At 52.3% G+C, this 21,184-nt stretch carries 15 protein-coding genes; 2 read left to right on the top strand and 13 right to left on the bottom strand.

What is annotated here, in order from left to right; genetic code table 11:
* Positions 1–11: 11 nt before the first annotated feature.
* Positions 12–2,279 carry an SH3 domain-containing protein gene (locus CGC65_RS12245; protein ID WP_002567165.1) on the bottom strand — a complete coding sequence of 756 codons (2,268 nt, stop codon included), beginning with the start codon at positions 2,277–2,279 and terminating at the stop codon, positions 12–14.
* Between the two features lie 240 nt (positions 2,280–2,519).
* A complete protein-coding gene (locus CGC65_RS12240) occupies positions 2,520–3,776 on the bottom strand; it encodes a D-alanyl-D-alanine carboxypeptidase family protein (protein ID WP_002567164.1) in 1,257 nt (418 codons plus the stop codon).
* Between the two features lie 890 nt (positions 3,777–4,666).
* Here CGC65_RS12240 and CGC65_RS12235 point away from each other — a divergent pair.
* Together CGC65_RS12235 and CGC65_RS12230 are read left to right on the top strand one after the other, a co-directional pair.
* Positions 4,667–5,914 (top strand): DNA polymerase Y family protein, encoded by a 1,248-nt coding sequence (locus tag CGC65_RS12235; protein WP_038282013.1) that lies wholly within the window; start codon positions 4,667–4,669, stop codon positions 5,912–5,914.
* A gap of 57 nt (positions 5,915–5,971) precedes the next feature.
* The gene (locus CGC65_RS12230; protein ID WP_002567162.1) at positions 5,972–6,871 is read left to right on the top strand and encodes an RluA family pseudouridine synthase; all 900 of its coding nucleotides are present in this window, start codon (positions 5,972–5,974) and stop codon (positions 6,869–6,871) included.
* A gap of 6 nt (positions 6,872–6,877) precedes the next feature.
* On the opposite strand, the gene CGC65_RS12225 is transcribed toward CGC65_RS12230, so the two are convergent.
* From CGC65_RS12225 to CGC65_RS12175, 11 genes are all read right to left on the bottom strand, one after another.
* A complete protein-coding gene (locus tag CGC65_RS12225) occupies positions 6,878–8,473 on the bottom strand; it encodes an RsmF rRNA methyltransferase first C-terminal domain-containing protein (RefSeq protein ID WP_002567161.1) in 1,596 nt (531 codons plus the stop codon).
* Between the two features lie 149 nt (positions 8,474–8,622).
* Positions 8,623–9,183 (bottom strand): DUF6465 family protein, encoded by a 561-nt coding sequence (locus CGC65_RS12220; RefSeq protein WP_002567160.1) that lies wholly within the window; start codon positions 9,181–9,183, stop codon positions 8,623–8,625.
* Between the two features lie 163 nt (positions 9,184–9,346).
* Positions 9,347–11,371, bottom strand: a complete 2,025-nt coding sequence (locus tag CGC65_RS12215) for a L,D-transpeptidase family protein (RefSeq protein ID WP_002567159.1) — start codon at positions 11,369–11,371, stop codon at positions 9,347–9,349.
* A gap of 6 nt (positions 11,372–11,377) precedes the next feature.
* Positions 11,378–11,821 (bottom strand): 2-thiouracil desulfurase family protein, encoded by a 444-nt coding sequence (locus CGC65_RS12210; protein ID WP_002567158.1) that lies wholly within the window; start codon positions 11,819–11,821, stop codon positions 11,378–11,380.
* Positions 11,822–11,877: 56 nt separating this feature from the next.
* Positions 11,878–13,239: an MATE family efflux transporter gene (locus tag CGC65_RS12205; protein WP_002567157.1), complete on the bottom strand. Its 1,362-nt coding sequence runs from the start codon at positions 13,237–13,239 to the stop codon at positions 11,878–11,880.
* Between the two features lie 52 nt (positions 13,240–13,291).
* Complete coding sequence (gene ytvI, locus CGC65_RS12200) at positions 13,292–14,428, bottom strand: sporulation integral membrane protein YtvI (protein WP_002567156.1); 1,137 nt, start codon at positions 14,426–14,428, stop codon at positions 13,292–13,294.
* Positions 14,429–14,632: 204 nt separating this feature from the next.
* Entirely contained in the window at positions 14,633–15,715 is a 1,083-nt protein-coding gene (gene hisC, locus CGC65_RS12195) for a histidinol-phosphate transaminase (protein ID WP_002567155.1), read from the bottom strand.
* Between the two features lie 59 nt (positions 15,716–15,774).
* The gene (locus CGC65_RS12190; protein WP_002567154.1) at positions 15,775–16,968 is read right to left on the bottom strand and encodes a pyridoxal phosphate-dependent aminotransferase; all 1,194 of its coding nucleotides are present in this window, start codon (positions 16,966–16,968) and stop codon (positions 15,775–15,777) included.
* A gap of 424 nt (positions 16,969–17,392) precedes the next feature.
* Positions 17,393–18,748 carry an alanine/glycine:cation symporter family protein gene (locus CGC65_RS12185; protein WP_002567153.1) on the bottom strand — a complete coding sequence of 452 codons (1,356 nt, stop codon included), beginning with the start codon at positions 18,746–18,748 and terminating at the stop codon, positions 17,393–17,395.
* A gap of 26 nt (positions 18,749–18,774) precedes the next feature.
* Positions 18,775–19,764 carry a CehA/McbA family metallohydrolase gene (locus tag CGC65_RS12180; RefSeq protein ID WP_002567152.1) on the bottom strand — a complete coding sequence of 330 codons (990 nt, stop codon included), beginning with the start codon at positions 19,762–19,764 and terminating at the stop codon, positions 18,775–18,777.
* Positions 19,765–19,803: 39 nt separating this feature from the next.
* Positions 19,804–21,108 (bottom strand): MFS transporter, encoded by a 1,305-nt coding sequence (locus CGC65_RS12175; protein ID WP_002567151.1) that lies wholly within the window; start codon positions 21,106–21,108, stop codon positions 19,804–19,806.
* Positions 21,109–21,184 lie beyond the last annotated feature (76 nt).

The following is a 21,184-nucleotide window of genomic DNA, read 5'->3' as shown; positions in this document are numbered from 1 at the left end:
TCTTCCCTTTATCAGGACTGCACCTCTACAATGGTCACATTGCTTCCGCCTGGTCCGCTGCCGCTTCCGGAAGGACTGCCCGGTCCGCCTGAACCGCCCGGACCGCTGCTGCCGGAACTGCCTCCCGAACTGCCACCGGAACTGCCGTCCGGACTGACTATACCGCCGGAACTGCTGCCGCCTCCGTATACAGGCGATCCTCCGCTGCCCTGGGTGGGTCCGCCGTCCTGCTTCACCACATGGATGGTATAGGTCCTGACGCTTCCGTTCTTGGCCGTCACAGCAATGGAGATATCATTTCCGCCGTTCTGCAGTGAGACATTGCCCGCGCCGTCCACACGCGCATTGGAATCCGATGCATATGCGCTGACTGTAATATTTGACACGGAAGAATCCACAATCAGATTATATTCCTGGGTATCCCTGTTAAAGCTTGGCGTCAGATTAAATCCGTCCACCCCGAGACCGGACAGCTTGTTGTTGGGGCTTCCGTCTCCGGTAGGCGCCACGCAGGGCTGCTCAGGCATGTTGTTAAATACAGGGATATGGAATTCCAGGGCTGTCTTTTTCAAATCAGCCGTGTAAGCCTGGGACAGCTTGGCCGCCTCTGAGGCAGCTCCCTGGATATTGCTCATATATTGGTGCTTGTAAAGGTTGGAACCCTGGACATTGAATTTCTTCAGATAAAATGTATTCTGCCCGGCTTTCACATAATTATCCCCATAATTCTGGGCTCCGCCACGGATTGCCTTCTCCACCGTGTTCCAGGGACGTCCGTAGGAACCGGACTGGGACGCAAACCTGAGCCCCATCTCAATGGCAGACATTGCGCCGGACTGGTATGCCTCCACGTTAAAGAAGTTATAGTATCCCTCATACCCGGAATAGGAACCGGAAATAAGAGGGCTTGTACCATTATTGCCCTGCTCCTGGAGAATCATGGCTGCCAGCACATAAGGGCTTACCCCTGACTGGCTGGCCGCGGCCATAATAATATCCGCATAAGGAGCAGCTGCACCTGTGGAGCCGCCTCCCGGCGACGTGCCGGTCTGGTCCACCACCTGATCCGATCCGGGTGAAGCCACCGGGCCCGAGGAACTGCCGCTCTGTCCCGAAGACACAGGGCCATTGCTGCTGCCGGATCCGTCCTGTCCCGGAGCCACCAGGCTTACACTGGTAGACACCACATTGCGCTCCCTGGGCTCAATGGATGCATGGGGGGACTCCAGGCTCACTTCCCCGCTGCCTGAAGGGCTGCTGCCCCCGGAGGACCCGCCGGAGGAACTGCCTCCCGGAGAGACCGCTGCTGCCCCGGAGCCGTTAGAACTGCCGGAAACCCCCGGTCCATGCTGTGTATCTTCATAGGTGCTGCTGCGCCCGGGCCCCCTGGAGGAACCGGAAGAAGAACCGGAGGAGCTGCCTGAGGAGCCGGGACCGCCTGAACCGGAACCTCCTGTCGAAGATCCTGGTCCGCTGGAGAAATCGCTTCCCCCTGTCCCTGTGGAATTCGTTGTCCCAGACAGGAAGGAGCCGGATATGAGGCTGTTTAATCCCTCCTTTGTCTGGGTATTCGCATCATATTCATGGTTGAGGAACTGGAACACATACGTCTCATCCAAAAAGTTTCTGGGGTCCATGTAATACCGTATAATATCCTCGGAAGCAGCCACCCAGTTACTGCCGTCGAATCCGGTCCATGTGCTGTTGTCCCAGTTGTAAGCCCCGTTGGCAACGGACTTCCAGGAGGAAACACTGCCTGTGGCCACAAGGTTGCGCCCCAGCACAGACTCATTTTCAATGACCGTATTCCAGTCCAGGCCTGTGTTCTTGGCTTTGAATACCCAATTCGGATATTGGGCATGAAGCTGCCTGAGCCCGTTCTTGTAGCTCTCCGGAAATCCCTGTGAGGTAAGATATGCTTCAAAATCAGAATCCTTGGTATAGGCCACCGGAAGCCTGATATAGACGGATGAGACATAGCCGGTATTCACGGCTCCGCCCGTTCCTGTGTATTGAATCTGATACCATGTATTGCCGTCTGTTCCGCGCTGTTCCCCGATAACGGTAACTGCCGCTCCCGCCGCCAGCCTGCCCACTGATGAATAGCCGGTTCCGGCTCCGCTTCGTACATTCAAAGAGGTGGCCTTAACCGTGGCCGCCCCTGTATATGCATAGGAATCAAACATTTGAAAAGGCGTTGCCACAGATGCCGGAACCTCAGCGGCCAGCATCAGTCCCAGCACAAGCGCCAGGCCCCTTTTTAACTTTTTTCCCTTCATTATGTAAAAATCTCCTGTATCTTCATTCATATCCATAATTCGTATGAATTTCTATTTTATGACATTAATCCTATTATAATGACAAAAGCGTTCATATGTCAACAAGAACGGCGGAAACTTCACATAATACAAAGATTTGTAAGAAAAGATTAAATAATGTGGCAAATCCTGGCATATTCCGGCCAAAGCCCTCTAAAATCCCCTTCCCGGCGCCCTAACCAAAGGGCCGGCTCCCCCTTCTCACCTCACCAGAAACAGATCCAGCACACGGTCCGCAGCCCGCCTCAGATTCATCTTCTCCACTCCCTGCATGGCATAAACAGGGAACCTTTTTACCAGCACCTCACCCAGGTAATAGTCCACGGTCCCCACCTGCTGTCCTTCCCTGACCGGAGCCATTAATATAGAAGGAACCTTCTTTACCACCCGCGCTTCCTCCCCCTCTCCCATCAGCAGTGTCAGGTGCATATCATCCGGATTCAGCATCATGGACAGCTCCACCTGGTCAATGGCTCCTTCCCCTTCCTTCCAGCACAGTCCCCCTGAAACAGGAACCCTGGCAAAGGTTTCCTCCTGAAATACATCCTTCATCTTAAAATGCTCCAGCCCATAGGTGTAGAGCTTTCTCGCATCCGACCATTTATACGTCTTGTGAGGCGGCCAGCCGCAGCCCAGAAGGGCAATCACATAGGTCCTTCCCTGATTCTCCATGGCTCCCACATAAGAATACCCGGCGCCCCCTGTAAATCCCGTTTTCCCGGACAGTACTCCTTCCATCATAGTCAAAAATGCATTGTGATTATAACAGTTAAAGGAGCGTTTCCCTGCCATATCCGTAAAGTAGTGGTTCTGTGTCTGTGTTATCTTTAAAAATTCATCCTTTGCAGGGGACTCTGTCACACAGTACCGCATAATCCTGGCCAAATCAGAGGCTGTGGTGGAATGGATATGTTCCTTTCCCTGTTCATCCGTCTTGACCCCATCCAGCCCATTGGGCGTAATAAAATAGGTATCCCCGCAGCCCAGTCCGGCAGCCTTTTCATTCATCATTGCCGCGAACCCTTCCACGCTGCCTCCTATATGCTCTGCTATCATCACAGCCGCGTCATTATAGGATTCCAGCATCAGGGCATACAGCAGGTCCTCCAGCCTGTACTCCTCTCCTTCCCGCACCCCCAGGTGCACCTTGGGCTGGGAAGCGGCATTGGAAGACGCCTTCACCGCATCCTCCCCCCTTCCGTTCTCCAAAGCCAGGATGCAGGTCATAATTTTCGTGGTACTGGCCATGGGCCGGATAATATCCTGTCCCTTCCCATACAATATTCTGCCTGTATCCCCATCCATAAGGACAGCAGACTGGGCATACAGCTTCAGGAAATCCCCATCTTCCCGTACCTCTTTTGTCGCAGGTACCGAAGTCCAACTGTCTGCCGCCGCATTCATCTGTGTGCAGACCAGTGATATTGTCAGTGTTATCAAAAAAATCCATTGCTTCATAAGCGACGCCGCCTGGTTGGCTTTATTTTAATAGTATTCCTGGAGGAAAATGATTATTACTGGGAATGTGGGATGGGGGATTTGTGCGAGGGGGGAGGGGTCGCGTCCGTGGGAGAGCGGGGGAGGGGAAGGGGAATACGGCTGCGGGGTTAAGAAGGTCTAAGACCCCGGCAATCTGCTAAATACAAGGGAAAAGCCGCCCAAACTCGCTGCGCTCAAACAACTGTGTGGCTTTCCCCTTAACGCAGATTCCCAGGGCCTAAGTCCTTCTAAACCCCTGTAGATGCATTCCCCTTCCCCTCCCCCGCTCTCCCACCCACTACGTATTTTTCTCCCACCTGCCCATATCCCCAACGCCGGGATAAGAAGTGCACGGTGAAATGCCAGATAAACATGACAGTTAGACATACCAGATAAACAAGCCAGTTAGAAATGTCAGATGAGAATGTCAGCTTGGAATATCAGGTGTATGGAATGGTAAAATCTGAGCAATGGGGCGGAAAAGTGAAGGGCAGCGTCCTCAATCTATCAGCTGGGGAAAGACAGCGGATGAGAAAACGCAGTGGGTGGGAGGAAGGGAGGAGGCAGGTGGGGATGCATCTACAGGGGCTTAGTCGGTCTTAGGGGGTGTGAATGGGCGTTAAGAGTAAGACTGCACAGCTGTTTGAGCGGAGCGAGTTTGGGCAGTCTTACTCTTGTATTTAGCCGATTCGCAGCCCCTTAGACCGGACTTGCCCCGCAGCCGTATCCCCACCTGCCTCCTCCCTTTCTCCCACGGACGCCAATACCTCCCCCATCCGCGTTCCTCTCCCCATATACCTCTTGCCCCCGAACACATATTCTGCTATGATATCTGTAAACAGACAACAACACAGAAAGGCCGGTGTTTTATCATGGGACATGGGGAGCGTCTTATTTTTCATATTGATGTTAATTCAGCATTTTTAAGCTGGGAATGTGTGTACCGGCTTTCTAAAGACCCGCAGGCCCTGGATTTGAGAATGGTTGCTTCTGCGGTTGGAGGGGACGCCAAGTCCCGCCACGGAATCGTGCTGGCCAAGTCTCCTTTGGCCAAGAAGTATGGAGTCACCACAGGTGAGCCCCTGGTTCAGGCCTTGCGTAAGTGCCCGGATCTGGTGGTTGTCCCGTCCCGGTTTGATTTTTACATTAAATGCTCCCGCCGCATGATGGATCTTTTGGAGGAATATACGCCGGACCATGAGAAATTCAGTATCGACGAGATTTTCCTGGACATGACCAGCACTATCCACCTCTTTGGCAGTCCCATGGAGGTGGCCAATGAAATCCGGGAACGAATCCGGAAGGAACTGGGATTTACTGTAAATATCGGAATCTCCACCAATAAACTTCTGGCGAAGATGGCCTCTGACTTTGAGAAACCGGATAAATGCCATACCCTGTTTCCTCAGGAGGTGCCCGATAAGATGTGGCCCCTGCCTATACGGGAGCTGTTTTTTGTGGGAGGCGCTGCCCAGAGGAAGATGGAAAACCTGGGGTTACATACCATCGGGCAGCTGGCATGCTGCAACCTGGAAGTGCTCAAATCCCACCTGGGCGAAAAGTATGCGGTCCTCATCCGCCAGTATGCCAACGGCATTGATGATGACCCTGTGGCTGAAAAGGAACCTGTAAATAAGGCATATGGCAACAGTATCACCCTTTCCAGGGATATATCTGACTACGAAAGCGCCTGTCAGGTCCTGCTCTCCCTCTGTGAAACCGTAGGCGCCAGGCTGAGGGCGGACCATGTGCTGTGCAATAATGTCTGTGTGGAGCTGCGTGACTGGGAGTTCAGGAACCAGTCTCACCAGATGGTCATACCCGAACCAACGGATTCCACCTCCGTGATTTATGAGTATTCCTGCCGCCTGCTGAGGGAATCCTGGAATATGACACCCCTGCGGCTCATGGGTGTGCGGGCCGGTAAGATATCTGATGACGGTTTCTCACAGATGAGCCTTTTTGACGACCCCGGACTTCAGAAGAAAAAGGATTTTGAAAAGGCAGTGGATGCCATCCGCAGCAAATACGGAATCGACAGCGTAAAACGGGCCAGCTTCCTGCGTAAGGACGCCATCGTGGACCACGCTGCCAGCAAGAAAAAACATTTGAATTAACACCTTATCCAGACAGTTAACAGGATTCTATACAGAAAACAGAGTTGAGGAACAGACATGAGACGGAGCGCTATATGTTATACCATTGGAGACATGGAGGACGGAATTGTCCTAGGTCAGTTTTTAAAGGCAAAGGGATTTTCACACCGGCTGGCAGTGCGCATTAAGGCCGCGCAGGGACTTGCAGTGGACGGAATTGCGGCATACGCAGGTTACCGGCTTAAGACCGGGCAGACAGTGGAGGTAACCCTGCCTGAGGAGGAGGATTCCGGGAATATTGTACCGGTAAAGCTTCCTCTTTCTATTGTATATGAGGACGAGGATATACTGGTAATCAATAAGGATGCAGGCGTGCCCATCCACCCCTCCCAGGGCCACTATGACAATACCCTGGCCAACGCCGTCTCCTGGTATTTCCATGAAAAGGGGGAGGCTTTTACTTACCGGGTCATTAACCGGTTGGACAGGGATACCACCGGTCTGCTGGTCCTGGCCAGGCATATGCTCAGCGCCTGTATCTTATCGGAACAAATGACCGGGCGCAGAATCAGGAGGGAATACAGGGCCATTGTACTTGGACATACACCTGAGGAAGGCACGGTTGACAGCCCCATTGCCAGGGCTGAGGGCTCCACCATCGAGCGCCGGGTGGACCATGAAACAGGAGAAAGGGCAGTCACCCATTTCCGTACTCTGCTCTACAATGAAGAAAAGGACCTGTCTCTGGTGAGTCTCAGCCTGGAAACAGGCAGGACACATCAGATACGGGTCCACATGAGGTCTATAGGGCATCCGCTTCCCGGAGACTTCTTATACTGTCCGGATTACCGGTATATCGACCGCCAGCCGCTCCACTCCTATCTTCTCAGGTTTGAGCATCCCATTACAGGAAAGGAGATGGAATTCACGGCCGGGCTGCCTGAAGATATGAAACAGCTTCTGCCGTCCGGCATCTGACTGTTTTTAATTCCACCGCAGACCCTTGGGATAATGGTTTTTGAGTATGCCCTTCGCATACTTGGCCCAGCCCAGGCTGAAACCGCCGGTACATACCAGCACCCAGCCTTTCAGGCATCCCTCAGGTGTTCCTGCGTCCTCGCTGAGAGCTTCTCCTTTCAGGTACCGGATTATGCTGTCTCCGGAGGGGGACAGTTCCCAGAAGCACTGCGCCTCCTCTTTCCTGAGCGCCAGTGCCAGGGCATGGGATGGCTCAAAACGGTTCTTTTTAAGGGTGCCCATATGAAGACCCGGCCGGAGAATCTTAAGCCCCTTCATATCCGGCATATCGGCCGGCATCAGATACAGCTGGTCCCCGAACAGCACGTATTCCTTCCTTTCCAGAAAGGTATCCGGTTCTGACAGGGTGTCCCGGATAAAGGGTTCATAATCCCTGAACACTTCTTTTCTCTTTCTGCCGTCCAGATACAGCTGGTCCCGGTTTCCGGCTTTTACCGCAGTTTCCGGCTCTCCTTCTTTTCTTAAGACAGCCATGAAATGGCCTTCTCCCTCCAGGATGTGGGGCATAATGCGAAAGGTCCGCTCCAGGCCCCAGCCTTCCGCCTCCGGCCCGGCCCACTGAGGCTTTCCTTTCGTAAAACCAGAATAGGCAGGCACCTGTTCCGTACAAAATTCCGGATGGCGTCTCAGGAAGGCCAGAACCGTACCCTCATTCTCCTCCGGGGCAAAGGTACAGGTGGAATATACCATTCTGCCTCCGGGCGCCAGCATAGACGCCGCGTGATCCAGTATCTCGCCCTGACGGGCGGCGCACATCTTCACATGCTCCTCACTCCACTGGCTTCTGGCGTCCTCATCCTTGCGGAACATCCCTTCTCCTGAACAGGGTGCGTCCACCACAATCTTATGAAAAAAATGGTCAAATGTCCCTGCCAGGCTTTGGGCATCCTCGTTGGACACCACTGCGTTTCGCACCCCCATCCGCTCCATGTTCTGGGAAAGGATTCTTGCCCTGGCCGGATGAATCTCATTGGACAGGAGAAAGCCGCTTCCCTTCATCCTGCTGGCGATGTGGCTGGATTTTCCTCCCGGCGCTGCGCACAAATCCAGCACACGCTCTCCCGGCCTGGGGTCTAATAATTCCACCACGGCCATGGCGCTTGGCTCCTGGATATAGTAAAGCCCCGCCTCATGATAGGGATGCTTACCTGGTCTGCTGCCGGAATAATAATACCCTTCCTTCACCCACGGAATCCGCTCAAGTGTAAATCCGGTCTCCTGCCCGATCTGTTTGGCTGCCTCGGCGGCACCGGCCTCTTCCCAGGTTACTTCGACCTCACAGTCTGCTTTTGCCTCACAGTCTGCCTTGGCCTCACAGACCGCCTTGGCCTCACAGATTTCTTTGCCCTCTCCGTTTTTCCCCGCTTCCCTGTTTTCCCCGCTTCCAACGGCATCCTGTATCCGTATCCTGTCCGGGAATTTGAGGCTGTTAAACCGTAATCCCTGGACCCTCTCCTTATCATAGCTGGCCGCAAAAGCCGGATATTCTTCTCCTAATAATGCTTTCATCCGCTCTTCAAATCGTACCGGTAAATCTGCCATACTGTCCTTTTTCCTATCCTTATTGATATTATATCTTTATTGATTTTATGTCCTTATTGACATGATGCCTGTCCGCTGCGCATAAAGTAAATGAGCTGCTGCATCCATGATACAGCAACCCACTTCATCCTTCAATCCTTTATTCTGAATTACAGTATTATCTTGTAATCATCTCCGCCTTCACCGTTCACCACATAGTAGGCTGCGCCTTCGTTTGCGACAATGTACAGATCAATGGTCTTAATCTCAACGCCTCTGTGTGATTTCTTAAATGCCTTCACAGCCCTGTCCAGCACATCCTTTGCCACAAGGTCCTTGCCGTCAAACTGGAAATGTACGGCTGCCTTTGGCTCTGCTGCCTTCTTGGCAGGTGCCTTCTTCGCGGTTTCTTTCTTAGCTGCTGCTTTGGTAGCTGCCTCTTTCTTCGCTTCCGCCTTTGGAGCTGCCTCCTTCTTAGCTGCTTCCTTTGGAGCTGTCTCCTTCTTGGATGTTGTCTTAGCCGCTGTTTTCCTGGCTGTTGTCTTTTTAGCCGGAGCTGCCTTTGCTTCCTTCTCAACAGGAGCTGCTTCTGCCTTCACCGGAACTGCCGCCTCTGCCTTTGCTTCTACTTTTTCCGGAGCTGCTGGTTTTGCTTCTGTCTTAGCCTCTGCAGGCTTAGCTGCCTCCGCTGCTGCCTTTACAGTTGCCTTAACATCTTTCTTTTCTACCATAGTCCATATCCTCCCTAGTTTTGAATAATGGCTTTACGAGTAATCCCTAGATGCATTAAAGGCATTATAAAATGGTTTTTTCCATTTGTCAATAAATTCACTTGAAAAATCCACAGCCTTCTGCAAAATTCCTTGTGGTTCAGCCCCTCCTGGGCAGGTTCCGTCAGCTGACGCCCGGCCCGGCTGCTGAGCCGGACTGGGGTGTCTGGAAGGCCGGACCATACCCTTCTTCGGTATTGGGGGACGGCTGTGTCTGGGCAGGCGCTGCCGTAGTCTGGTCCGCGGGCTGTATGATTACCTGGGGCTGTGACGGCTGCGGTGATGTTTCAGGCGGCGCTGCCTCTGACGGCAGTGTTTCTGACGGCACAGTCTCCGGCAAAACGGACGGTGGGACCGCCGGTGGGGCCTGTGTGGGTACAGGCGCCGGCTGCGCAGGTGCCGTTGTCTCCCGGGGCGCCCTGCCGGAGGACTGGCTGGATTTCTTGCTCTCTGTTCCCGGAAGGTCATAACAGATAACAGGCATGCCCGCATATACATTTTCAAATAGCTCTTTTGCCTTGTCATAGGGCATATTTACGCAGCCATGGGACCCTCCGTTTTTATAGATGGAACCGCCGAAGCTGGACCGCCAGCTGGCATCGTGAAAACCAATTCCTCCGTTAAAAGGCATCCAGAACTTCACCGGGCTGGCATATCCCTCCCCCTTCAGCACCGCGTCTCTCTGCTTGTATGTAATAGAAAAAATTCCCGGCGGCGTAGTATGCCCCCTGGAAACATTGCCGGACACAAAATCAGATTCCAGCACCTTCTGCCCGTCCTTGTAAAAAATCAGGTGCTGGGCCGTCAGATTAACCTCTGCATATGTACTGCCGTAATCCGGCCCGTCATGGCTTGCTGCTGTCTGCAAATATACAGGTTCCCTGGAGACACTCTCTCCTGCCTCCAGAATGCCCAGAAGCTCTCTTGTCTCCTCTGACTGATTGATCCTCCAGCCGTAAAAACCGGATACCTCCACATTCTGACCGTAGCTGGTGGCAAAAGAGCGCTTCCTGTATGCCGTATTATATTTGGAGGCCAGGCTCTTTACGTAGGCTGCGGCCTGGTCCGGGTCAATGGAAACCTGTTCCCCGTCAGACACAAGCCACTCATGTATCTCATCCCCGTCCAGCACCTCCGTCTTGCTGCCGAAGGTATAGGTCACAGTCATATTCACATAGCGGTTCCTGGCATCCCTGGCCGCTGCCAGAGAGGTATTGCCCCTGCGGATGGACGGAGACTTATAACATCCCAGGGCGTCCAGGTCCAATTCCGGGGCAAGGCTGGATATAGCCTCATCCACCTGGGCCCTGACCTTATCCATGTCAAGTGTGGTGCCCTCTGTCTCAGGCACAATGGAATATCCCTGGCCGCTCACATAGTCTGACAGGTAAGCGTCTGAGGGCAGGACGGCCCGGCTGCTGTCAAAGCAGGACAGACCGCCAAGGGTCTGAGCCAGAGCATCAGCATCATAGGCAATCATGGTCTTTATATCGTAAGATGGTCCCTTAAGCAGATATCTGGGCCAGCGGAAAGGATTCTGCTGGCGAATGATTTCCTCCAGGCTTCCGTCAAACACCGTATGAAGACCGATTTTTTCACCGGTGATTGTCTCCTGCTCCTCGTCCCGCAGCTTAAGTACAAGCCCGTACCCGTTTACGCCGGAAGCTATGAGTTCCTTTACCTCCCCTACGGTTTTCCCTGATACGTCCATCCCATTAATAACTGTATGGGGGAAATATGTATTCCGGTAACCCAGGGCTTTGTATGCATAGATTCCAGCCAGAACAGCGACGGCCAGAATCAGAACCAGAACAGCGGTTTTCCAGCTCAGGAATTTATCAAAAGGACCTTTTCCCTGTGTATTAAACGTTCCCTGGCCGTCATTTTCCGGCTGGCCTCCGTGCGTTTTGTCTTCGCCCGTCCCCGGGGTGTCCTGTACCCGATTCTCCTGTACCCGCTTCTCCTGTACCCGCTTCTCCTGTACCCGCTTCTCCTGCCCCCCATTCTCCTGTACCCGCTTCTCCTGCCCCCTGCTTTCTGCCAGCTCCTTCTGACGCTGTCTGAAAGCCTCCCTGCTGCGGCTTCGGCGGGGACGCCTTTCCTCGCTCCGGGCTGGTACGGATTCTGCCTTGTTTCTTTCTTCCCTCATGCACCTTTACCTTTCTATGTCTTCCAACAGTCTCCCCACCTGGCTCTCCCCATATACTCTAATCCCGTGTTCCTTCAGACATGCGGCACAGACACCGTCCCCTTTTGTAAGGGTGCCGGTAAATGTGCCGTCATAGACCTGCCCGCTTCCGCAGGAAGGGCTTCTCTCCTTTAGTATGGCTGCCTGGCAGCCGTAAAGCTGTGCCAGCTTAAGCACTTCCCCGGCTCCTTTTTCATACGCTGCCGTGACATCCTCGCCATCCCTTGTAACGACTCCCGAACCCGTTCGTTCCGCCGGTGTCCTGGGGGTGGCCAGACCGCCCATGATTTCCGGGCATACCGGAATCAGGTGATGTCTGCTTAGAAGTTCCTCTGCCTGGGACATAAGCACGCCGCGGCCGTCATATCTGCATTCCACACCCAGCAAACAGGCGCTTACCAGTATATTCATATTCCTCTTCCTTCCATTTATGTATGTTTCTGTCCGACTGTCCGCAAACCGCCCCATCAGAACAGCCTGCGATTGTCCTTCAGCACCTTTCCGCTCAACATAATAAATGTTGTGGACGCAGCCGCGCAGGCCATAATATCCGAAATAGGCTCGGCATAGAACACAGCCTCCACCCCGAAATAACGGGGCAGCAGAATCATTCCCAGGAAATAGACCGATTTTCTGAACATGGACAGGCTGATAGCCACCTTTGCGATACCCATGCCTGTAAATCCGTCCACCACCGTATATTCCACAGCCAGTGGGATAATACACAGGGTAAATATGCGGATTGCCCACTCCGTAACCCGTACATAGGACATTTCCCTTGTAAATATCCTGACAAAATACCCCGGTCCTGCCTGGGCAATTATGAACATGACAGTTGTAAAGGCAACTGATAAAAGCAGTATATGTTTTTCCGCCTTCCGTATCCTGTCAGGACGGCCCGCACCATAATTATACCCCATGACGGTCTGTGTTCCACCGGTAATTCCTCCCAGCGGCATAGTGATAATCAGCATAAAGCTCTGTACAATGGTATTGCAGGTAAGAAGCATATCGCTTCTCTCAGGTCCGCCATAGCTGCTTATAACCATGTTCATAACAATAATGAGCAGGCTGTCCGAGGCAATGATTAAAAAGGGGGACAAGCCCACCAAAAGCACCTGTTTCATGGTCTTCCACCTGTAACCGCCAAAGGTAATCCGCACCAGAGGACGTTTCCCGAACAGAAACAGCAGCACGTAGATGCAGGACGCCATCTGTGACAGCACGGTTGCAATGGCAGCACCCCTGACTCCCATATTCATAACAAAAATGAACACCGGATCCAGCACAATATTGCTGACAGCCCCCAGCACCACTGATTTCATGCCCACCGTGGCAAATCCCTGGCATATGATAAACTGGTTCATGCCGGCTGAAATCAAAGCAAAGGCAGTACCTGTCAGATACCAGCTCATATACTGGTTGGCATAGGGAAATATGGCCGGGCCCGCGCCAAAGAACACCAGGAGCTGATCCTTAAACAGATAGGACACTATCATGATAATAAGGGCCATTCCTGTCAGAAGGGCAAAGCAGTTGGCCACCATCTGGGCGGCGGCCCTCTCATTTTTCTGTCCCAGACGGATACTCATAAGAGGCGCCCCTCCCACTCCAATCCAGCTGGCAAACGATGATATAAGGGTGACCACGGGACCGCATATTCCCACGCCGGCCAGGGCCAGGGCGCCAATCTCCGGAATATTCCCAATGTACATACGGTCCACGATGCTGTACATCACATTCACAAATTGAGCCAGCATGGAAGGAAATGCCAGCCTCCACACCAGCCCTCTGACTTTATCTGTATCCAGATTATTCTCTACTTTCAACTCCGTCTTCTCCTGATTCGATTTTATTCCTTTTGCCTCAATGGCAGGGACCTTATTCCTCTTTACGGCGGAACCGGTCTATATCCCTCACAAGGACAGACAAACTGTCCGTAATGTCTTTAAACGCTCCGTAATGATACAGATTCACAAACAGCAGACCAATGGGTACGGCCAGAATCATTCCCGCAATCCCGTCCGCCTTAAATCCCAGATACAGCAAAAACAGCGTGAGAAGCGGCGGCAGGCCCATACTGTCTCCCACCAGCTTTGGCTGCACAATCTGCCTTGTCACCTGGGTCAGTACATAAATCAGCAGCAGGCCGGCCGCAAAAGCGTACTCGCCCCCCAAAAGCTTAATAAGCCCCCATGGAAGAAGGGCTGTACCCGTTCCAAAGACCGGCAGAAAATCCAGAAAGGCGATGAGAAACGCCCACAGCGGACCGTAACCCACGCCCAGCACGATAAACCCCACCGTAAGAATAAGCCACACCACTGCCATAATCTTAAACTGGGCCATGAAATAACCGCCTATGAGATGGCGCACCTCCCCCTTCAGATACAGCCCGTAACGGCCCGCCCATTGGGGCATATGGGCTTTTATGGCTGCCAGAATCCGGTCCCTGTCCACAATAAAGAAATAGGCGGACAGGATAGTGACCACGGTGTAGACCAGCATGGCCGGAAGGCTTTTGGCCACGGTTCCCGCCGCCTCCACAGTCGGAGATGCAATCTTCTCCACAACAGTTCCCATATAGCTTCCCAGATTGTTTCCAAACTGGGCCCAGCTCTGCTGTATGCTGTCGGGCATAAAATCAAACAAATGCTCCAGCTGCTCCATGCTGCGGGCCACATCTCCCTCAATGCCGGCATAGAGGCCGGGCAGGTCTATGATGAACTGGCGCAGCAGGACAAAGGTCCTTGACACCAGCAGATATAAGAGTCCGATAACAAGGGCCAGGGCTGCCGCCACAATGACAATGGAGCTGTGCCTGCGCACCAGCTTCACCCGCCGCTCCAGAAAGCGCACCAGGGGATTAGCAATCATTGCAATCACCCAGCCGATGACAAAGGGCATGAAAAATTTCAAAAGCTTAGGTCCCAGCAGGCAGATTAACAGCCAGCCCGTCAATGGGATTACAATATTAAGTATAAGGCGAAGATAATGCTTCCAGCCTGTTTCTTCCATCATATCCATCTCTCCTGACTGCTTTTTCCGTTCTCCGGAGCATTTTCCCTTTCCTTTACCCCGGATCCGTTCTCCTTTTCATTTCCCATACGTCTGATTCATTTCCCGCGCGTCTGATTCATTTCCCATACGTCTGATTCATTTCCCATACGTCTGACCGCGATTCATCTTACCGGCACCCGGCTGTCCGGCCCCTCCCTACTGTCCTTACTCAGAATCCCCGGCCGGCTTCCACTCTTTCAGATACTCTTCCAGGAACCGGAACAAAACATCCATCTCCTCATCCGTGCCAATGCTGACCCGAAGGCTGTTGTCAAGCCTGGGCGCATTGAAATAGCGCACATAAATCTGCTCTTTCTTCAGCGCGTCGAATATGGCCCTGGCCGGAACGCGCTCATGGGTCACCAGAATAAAATTCGTCATGGAATCCGGGAATGTAAACCCAAGTTCTGCAAACCGTTTCTTGGAGCGCTCCCTGGTGGTCATGATTTTCGCCCTGGTCTCCTCAAAATACGCCCTGTCCTTCACGGCCTGGGTGCCCGCGATCTGGGACGGCAGGTTCATTGTATAGGAATTATAAGAATATTTAACATCATTCAGGGCTTTAATCAGTGCAGGGCTTCCCAGCGCAAAGCCAATGCGCACACCTGCCATGGAACGGGACTTGCTGAAGGTCTGGACCACCAGCAGGTTGTCATACCCGGGCAGCAGCTCCCTGGCGGAGGGGCCTGCAAAGTCAATGTATGCCTCATCCACGATTACAATAACATCCTGGTTGGCCTTTACAATTTCCTCTACCTGGTCCAGGGGCATATAGAGGCCTGTGGGCGCATTGGGGTTTGGGAATATAATTCCCCCATTTTCCCTTTTATAATCCAGAGACCGGATAGCCATATTTCCGTCCAGTGCCGGCGTCTCATAGGGAATCCGGTACAGATCTGCCCAAACCTTGTAAAAGGAATAGGTGATGTCCGGAAACAGCACCGGCCTTTGGGAGTTAAAAAAGGTCAGGAAGGACATGGCTATAACATCGTCAGAACCAACGCCCACAAACACCTGGTCCTCCCCCACCCCGTAATATTCTGCCAGAGCCGTTACAAGCTCTGCGGAAGACGGGTCTGGATACTTGCGCAGACGGTCCGCGTCCATTTCCCTTAAGGCCCGTTCCACGCCCGGCGCAGGCGGATAGGGGTTTTCGTTGGTATTCAGTTTAATCAGCTTATCGCCTGCCGGCTGGTCCCCCGGTACATAGGGGACTACACGGCGTATATTCATTTCCCATGGTCTCATGTCTGCTCTCCTCCAGAATTTTTCCTTCTTACCTGCTGTATTCCGCCCGGCGCGGCTGCTTATTTTGTAAGGCCGTAGTCAGCCGCCACCTTTGCGAAGGCAGGAAGGGAACGTTCAATCTGCTCATAGGACACGCAGTAAGATATCCGCACATAGCCAGGGCATGCAAAGGAGGTTCCCGGAACCACCAGGATATTGTATTTCTTGCAGTTCTCACAGAATTTCTTTTCATCGGCCTCCGGTGACTTTACGAAAAGATAAAATGCTCCCTGGGGCTTGATACACTCAAAACCCAGATCCTTAAGGCCGTTGTAAAGCAGGTTCCTGTTTCTGTCATATGCCTCCAGATTTACCTTGGCATCCAGGCAGCGCAGGATGACTCTCTGCATCAGGGACGGAGCATTGACACAGCCCAGCACACGGTTCGCAATGGTCGCTGCATTGAACACTTCACCGCTGTCCTTTAATGCATCGGGAATCACAAGATAGCCAATCCGCTCTCCCGGCAGGGACAAAGACTTGCTGTAAGAGTAGCAGATAACGGTGTTGTCATAAACATTCGTCACATAGGGCACATCCACGCCGTCATAAGCCAGTTCCCTGTAAGGTTCGTCTGACAGCAGCACAATGGTTGTCCCCAGTTCCTTTTCTTTAGCCCTCATGATGTCAGCCATTTTTGTAAGGGTTTCCAGGGAGTATACCACTCCGGTAGGGTTATTGGGGGTATTGATGATAACCGCCTTGGTCTTTTCATTAATCTTCTGCTCAAACTCTGCCAGATTAGGCTCAAAATCCGTTGTGTCCGGTGAAATGACCACCAGATTTCCGTCGTAATTACGGACATAGTTGCCGTACTCCACAAAATAGGGAGCAAATGCAATTACCTCATCCCCCGGGTTCAGCAATGTCTTTAAAATCACATTCAGGCCGCTGGCAGCCCCCACTGTCATCAGAATGTTATTCTGGTGAAGCTGCGTGCCGAAGCGCTTATTTAAGGATTCAGCCACGGCCTGCCTTACATCCTCATAGCCTGCGTTGCTCATATAACCATGGACATAGGTGGACTCTTCTTCCTTCAGGATATCACAGACTGCCTGGTTCACCTCCGCCGGAGCCGGCACATTGGGGTTGCCCAGACTGAAATCATACACATTCTCCGCACCGTGGATGGCGGCCAGACGCTTACCCTCCTCAAACATGGCGCGGATGGCGGAATTGTTATTGACCAATGGTTTCATTTTCTCTGATATCATACTTATGTCCTCTCTTTCTCCCTGACGGCGTACCTTACTTTATTTTACATATACTAGTTGGTCCATCTGTTGATATGATTGTAGCTTTATGGGGAAAGATTGTCAATAGGGGGATTTGGTTGTTAAGGGGCGGACGCTTAGGGGGTCCTCCCCTTCCTCTCACCCGCTGCGTTTCTCTGCGTCTGCACCGTTTATAACCAATCCGGAAAAAAGAAAAATGGCATGCCGGGACTACTGGCATACCCATAAAAAGACGCATCCAAAGCAATACCGCGCCTTGCCTGAATGCTGTTATAAGTTAATTTTAGCAGGCCCTCCCTATCCCATTTTCCATATCTTCAGGCAGAGACTTTTTCTTACCTGTGCGGAGAAAGGACAGCGGACGCCCTGATATGCAGTGGGTGAGAGGCGGGAACGCGGACGCCTATCCACGTCCGCCTGCCTCTCTCCCAAAATACTCCTTGGTAGCCTTCCTCACCTGCGGGGCCAGCGCCACCATGGCGATTAGGTTTGGTATGGTGAGAAGTCCCAGGGCTACATCCTGGATGACCCACACCAGTTCGATCTCCGCCAATGCTCCGATGATGCAGAAGCATGGGAACACGTATTTGAATTTATCGGCCACCTTTGTGCCGAATATGTAGTTCAGACCCACAAACCCGAAGTACCACTGGCTCATCAGAGTGGTGGACGAGAACATCAGGAGACAGACAGCCACCACATAGCGCAGGGGTTCCCACACGCTGGCAAAGGCATTGATGGCCAGTACGTTTCCCGGTGCGCCTGAATCCAGCACTCCGGTGACTCCCAGCACAAGACCTGTGATGGTACAGATGACAAAGGTGTCTAAGAATACCTCAGCCACACCTGTTATGCCCTGTTCCACCGGATGGTTTACCTGGGCCGCAGAGTGGATAACCGGCGCGGATCCCTCGCCTGCTTCATTGGAGTACAGCCCTCTTGCAACACCCTTCTGCATGGCAATCAGCATGGATCCCATGGCGCCGCCAGCCATGGCCCTGAGGCCGAAGGCTCCGGCAAATATGTCCGCGAACACGCCTGGTACCTTGGTGATGTTGGCCAGGATGATGAGAAGCCCGCCCACCACATAGATAAGCGCCATGGTGGGAACCAGCCTCTGGGCCACATGGGCCAGACGTTTAAGCCCGCCCAGGGTAATCACAAAGATGATAAGTACAAGGGCGATTCCTGTTGTGAGATAGGGAACGCCAAAATTCTCCTTCATGACGCCGCTTATGGTGTTGGACTGGATGAAGTTGCCTCCGATAATCTGGGTTACCATGAAGAAGGCGCACAGCACAGCCAGCCAGGGCGCATGCAGTCCCTTTTTGATATAGTACATGGGACCGCCCACGTAATTTCCCTCTTCATTCTTTTCACGGTACAGCATACCCAGTATGATCTCGCCGTATTTGGTAGCCATTCCCACAAAGGCAGCCACCCACATCCAGAAGATAGCTCCCATACCGCCTGCCAGCACGGCTGTGGACACGCCCACAATATTGCCGCTTCCCACACAGGATGCCACTGCCGTACACAAGGCCTGGAAGGAAGAAATGGTTCCTGCTTCTTTGGATTCCTTGCTTTTTGAGAGAATGGGCTCCCAGATTGTCTTTCTTATGATGTATCCAAAACGCCGTATCTGTATGCCTCCTGTTATGATTGTATACAAAAGACCCACTCCAAGAAGCACAAACAACAGCCAGTTGCCCCACAGCCAGTCGTCAAAGGTCGTAAGAATCTGCTGAAGCTCTTTCATTCTTCCATTCCTCCTTTAGTACCTGATTACCATTCCAAATAAATGGGATTTGTCCATGCGGTGCGGCCGTATTTGTCCACTGCCTCCACACGTATATAGGTCTCATGGCCCTTCAAGGCATATTCCGCATGGTTCAGAGTATCCTTAAACCGCTCACCCAGAACCGTGGTCCCGTCATTGATGATATTTCCGCATACAAAGTTTACATGATTCACATTGGATGTGTCAATCCATACCTTGCCGTCCCGTACGCCCCAGTCATATATCTCAGGGCCGGATGATGAATAATAATTACCGTCAATAAAATTCTGTACAATGCCGTCATGGCTTAATTCAGGAGACTGCACGCAGATCCAGCCGCCGCAGGAATCCTCAAACAGCCCTTCATTGTGGTTGTCGTCGCTGGCAAATGCATTGATTTTCTTTCCCATGCGCAGCATCCTGTCCCAGTATGTCACATCGTAGCCGGTATTGGATTCCTGCACTGTATTGAAGTTAAATATCTCCAGGGAGCTGATGCCCTCTGTGTGGATAAACTCCTCTTCTGTCACGCGGCTCCAGATGGGATGATTATAGGTGGTCACACAGCCGTGGTCCCTCAGCATGTCAGCCACTTTCTGGGCAGCCTCAGGGCCGGTCCACTCCCCGAAAAATTTCATAGGGGGAATGAACTGCATGTGTCCGTAGGTCCCCAGAGGGGCCGCATCCTGCATGGCCTGCGTTCCCAGTATTCCGTGGAGGTGATGTATCTTATAGCGCTCGCTTGTGCCCTTTGCCCGGTACAGCACCACACTGCTCTCCACGGCCGGCACTATGATAAATTGTTCTGTGTTGAACTGCTCCCGATAGTCTGTAAATATGTCATGCTCCGAAAAACACAGGAAATGATATCCGTTGTCCTTGTAAAGCTTAACAGACTGCTCCGGGGTGAGCATGCCGTCCGACACCGTGGTATGACTGTGGATATTGCCCTTATACCAGTTTCCGCAATTTTTAAAACCATGATATTCCTTCATATATTCATACCGTCCTTCTGTCAAAATCAGTCCGCAGACCTACTCTGCCTTAGCTGCTGCCTGGCACTTCTTGATGCGGTGAATCAGGAATGTAGACACGCCCACGCCGATAACCGCCCATCCAATCATGACGCTGAATACAATCCTGAATCCTGCCATGCCCGGATACCTGTCAAGGAAACTTCCGTACATTACATATGCAAATGCATTGGGAAGGTAGATGACCAGGGATGCAAGGCTCATAGCTGCTCCCGTAATCTCCTTTGGAACCCTGACTTCATCCATTGGAGCAAAGAACACGGCTCTCATGGTAAATACAATGGCTCCGAAAGCCAGTGTGCACGCCGCGCCAATTATCCAGTTGCCGCCCTGTCCCAGGGACTCATGAGGCACCATCAGGAAAAGAGCCATGGCGATGATACATACCACAAAGCCTGCGCGGATATGCTTTGCAGAGGATTTGTGCACCTTATCGGACATAAAGCCGCCGATTGGTCCGCCTACCATCTTAAGGCCGTACTGGTTGATGATTCCGTACATACCTACGGCTGTTGCCGGAAGGAAGTAAATCTGGTTCAGGAAAGGAATAAAATATGTAAGTCCGCAATAAATACAGTATACCGTAAAACCATTCAAAGAAACAGCCCAAATATCAACACTCTTGATAGCCTGCATCATACCGCCAAAGGCTGCCTGTGCCTTATTGACTTCCTTGCCGGTTTCGTCCACGCGTTTTTCATCATTGGGAACAAAAATCAGACAGAGAACGCCGGCTGCTGCCGTAACTGCTGATAAGAATAAGAGACCGCCCCTCAGCGCCGCTGCACCTTCTCCCATGGCCTTGAAGATGGCCAGTGCAGAGGATGCGATGATGACGTCCACAACGCCGCGTCCCATTTCCAGGAACCCGAACATACGTCCCTGTGTTTTCTCATCTCCCAGAAGACGGATGGCCTTTAACAGTACGGGCCAGTATGTAACCTCACCCAAAATAGCCATTACGCCGAAGGCTGCCAAAAATCCCCAGTATCCGGGGAAGGTGGAAAGATATACACCCACGATTCCAAGTCCAATCAGGGAGCCGCCAATCATATATTTCTTACTGAACATATCGCAGATGTAAATACCTGCAATGAGGCCGATGGTCTGCACGATGCCGTAAGCACTTAGGGCGCCGCCGATTTGGGTATTGGTGAGTCCCATAAACTGCTGCATGGGTACATAGAACATGTCCTTCATGGACGAAAGCTTGAATGCAATACCTCCTGATAATGTGAGGATACAGAACACCAGCCAGCGGTTGGGTGCTGCTTTTACGATTTTCGCTCTTGTTTCATTATTCATATCTATTAAATCTCCTTTCGTTGTGTGTATCTGGTACCCACTCCATAAACGGTACCTCTCATTCCCTGCAAGACAT

This window comes from Enterocloster bolteae (genome assembly GCF_002234575.2).
Lineage (GTDB): Bacteria > Bacillota > Clostridia > Lachnospirales > Lachnospiraceae > Enterocloster > Enterocloster bolteae.
The sequence above is the reverse complement of the archived record's forward strand: the minus strand, read 5'-3'. Positions and strand labels throughout refer to the sequence as shown.

Bases quoted from the DNA above. Each gene is read 5' to 3' on its own strand.
- CGC65_RS12245 (WP_002567165.1), bottom strand. From the start codon at position 2,279: ATGAAGGGAAAAAAGTTAAAAAGGGGCCTGGCGCTTGTGCTGGGACTG.
- CGC65_RS12240 (WP_002567164.1), bottom strand. From the start codon at position 3,776: ATGAAGCAATGGATTTTTTTGATAACACTGACAATATCACTGGTCTGC.
- CGC65_RS12230 (WP_002567162.1), top strand. From the start codon at position 5,972: ATGAGACGGAGCGCTATATGTTATACCATTGGAGACATGGAGGACGGA.
- CGC65_RS12225 (WP_002567161.1), bottom strand. From the start codon at position 8,473: ATGGCAGATTTACCGGTACGATTTGAAGAGCGGATGAAAGCATTATTA.
- CGC65_RS12220 (WP_002567160.1), bottom strand. From the start codon at position 9,183: ATGGTAGAAAAGAAAGATGTTAAGGCAACTGTAAAGGCAGCAGCGGAG.
- CGC65_RS12215 (WP_002567159.1), bottom strand. From the start codon at position 11,371: ATGAGGGAAGAAAGAAACAAGGCAGAATCCGTACCAGCCCGGAGCGAG.
- CGC65_RS12210 (WP_002567158.1), bottom strand. From the start codon at position 11,821: ATGAATATACTGGTAAGCGCCTGTTTGCTGGGTGTGGAATGCAGATAT.
- ytvI (WP_002567156.1), bottom strand. From the start codon at position 14,428: ATGATGGAAGAAACAGGCTGGAAGCATTATCTTCGCCTTATACTTAAT.
- hisC (WP_002567155.1), bottom strand. From the start codon at position 15,715: ATGAGACCATGGGAAATGAATATACGCCGTGTAGTCCCCTATGTACCG.
- CGC65_RS12190 (WP_002567154.1), bottom strand. From the start codon at position 16,968: ATGATATCAGAGAAAATGAAACCATTGGTCAATAACAATTCCGCCATC.
- CGC65_RS12185 (WP_002567153.1), bottom strand. From the start codon at position 18,748: ATGAAAGAGCTTCAGCAGATTCTTACGACCTTTGACGACTGGCTGTGG.
- CGC65_RS12180 (WP_002567152.1), bottom strand. From the start codon at position 19,764: ATGAAGGAATATCATGGTTTTAAAAATTGCGGAAACTGGTATAAGGGC.
- CGC65_RS12175 (WP_002567151.1), bottom strand. From the start codon at position 21,108: ATGAATAATGAAACAAGAGCGAAAATCGTAAAAGCAGCACCCAACCGC.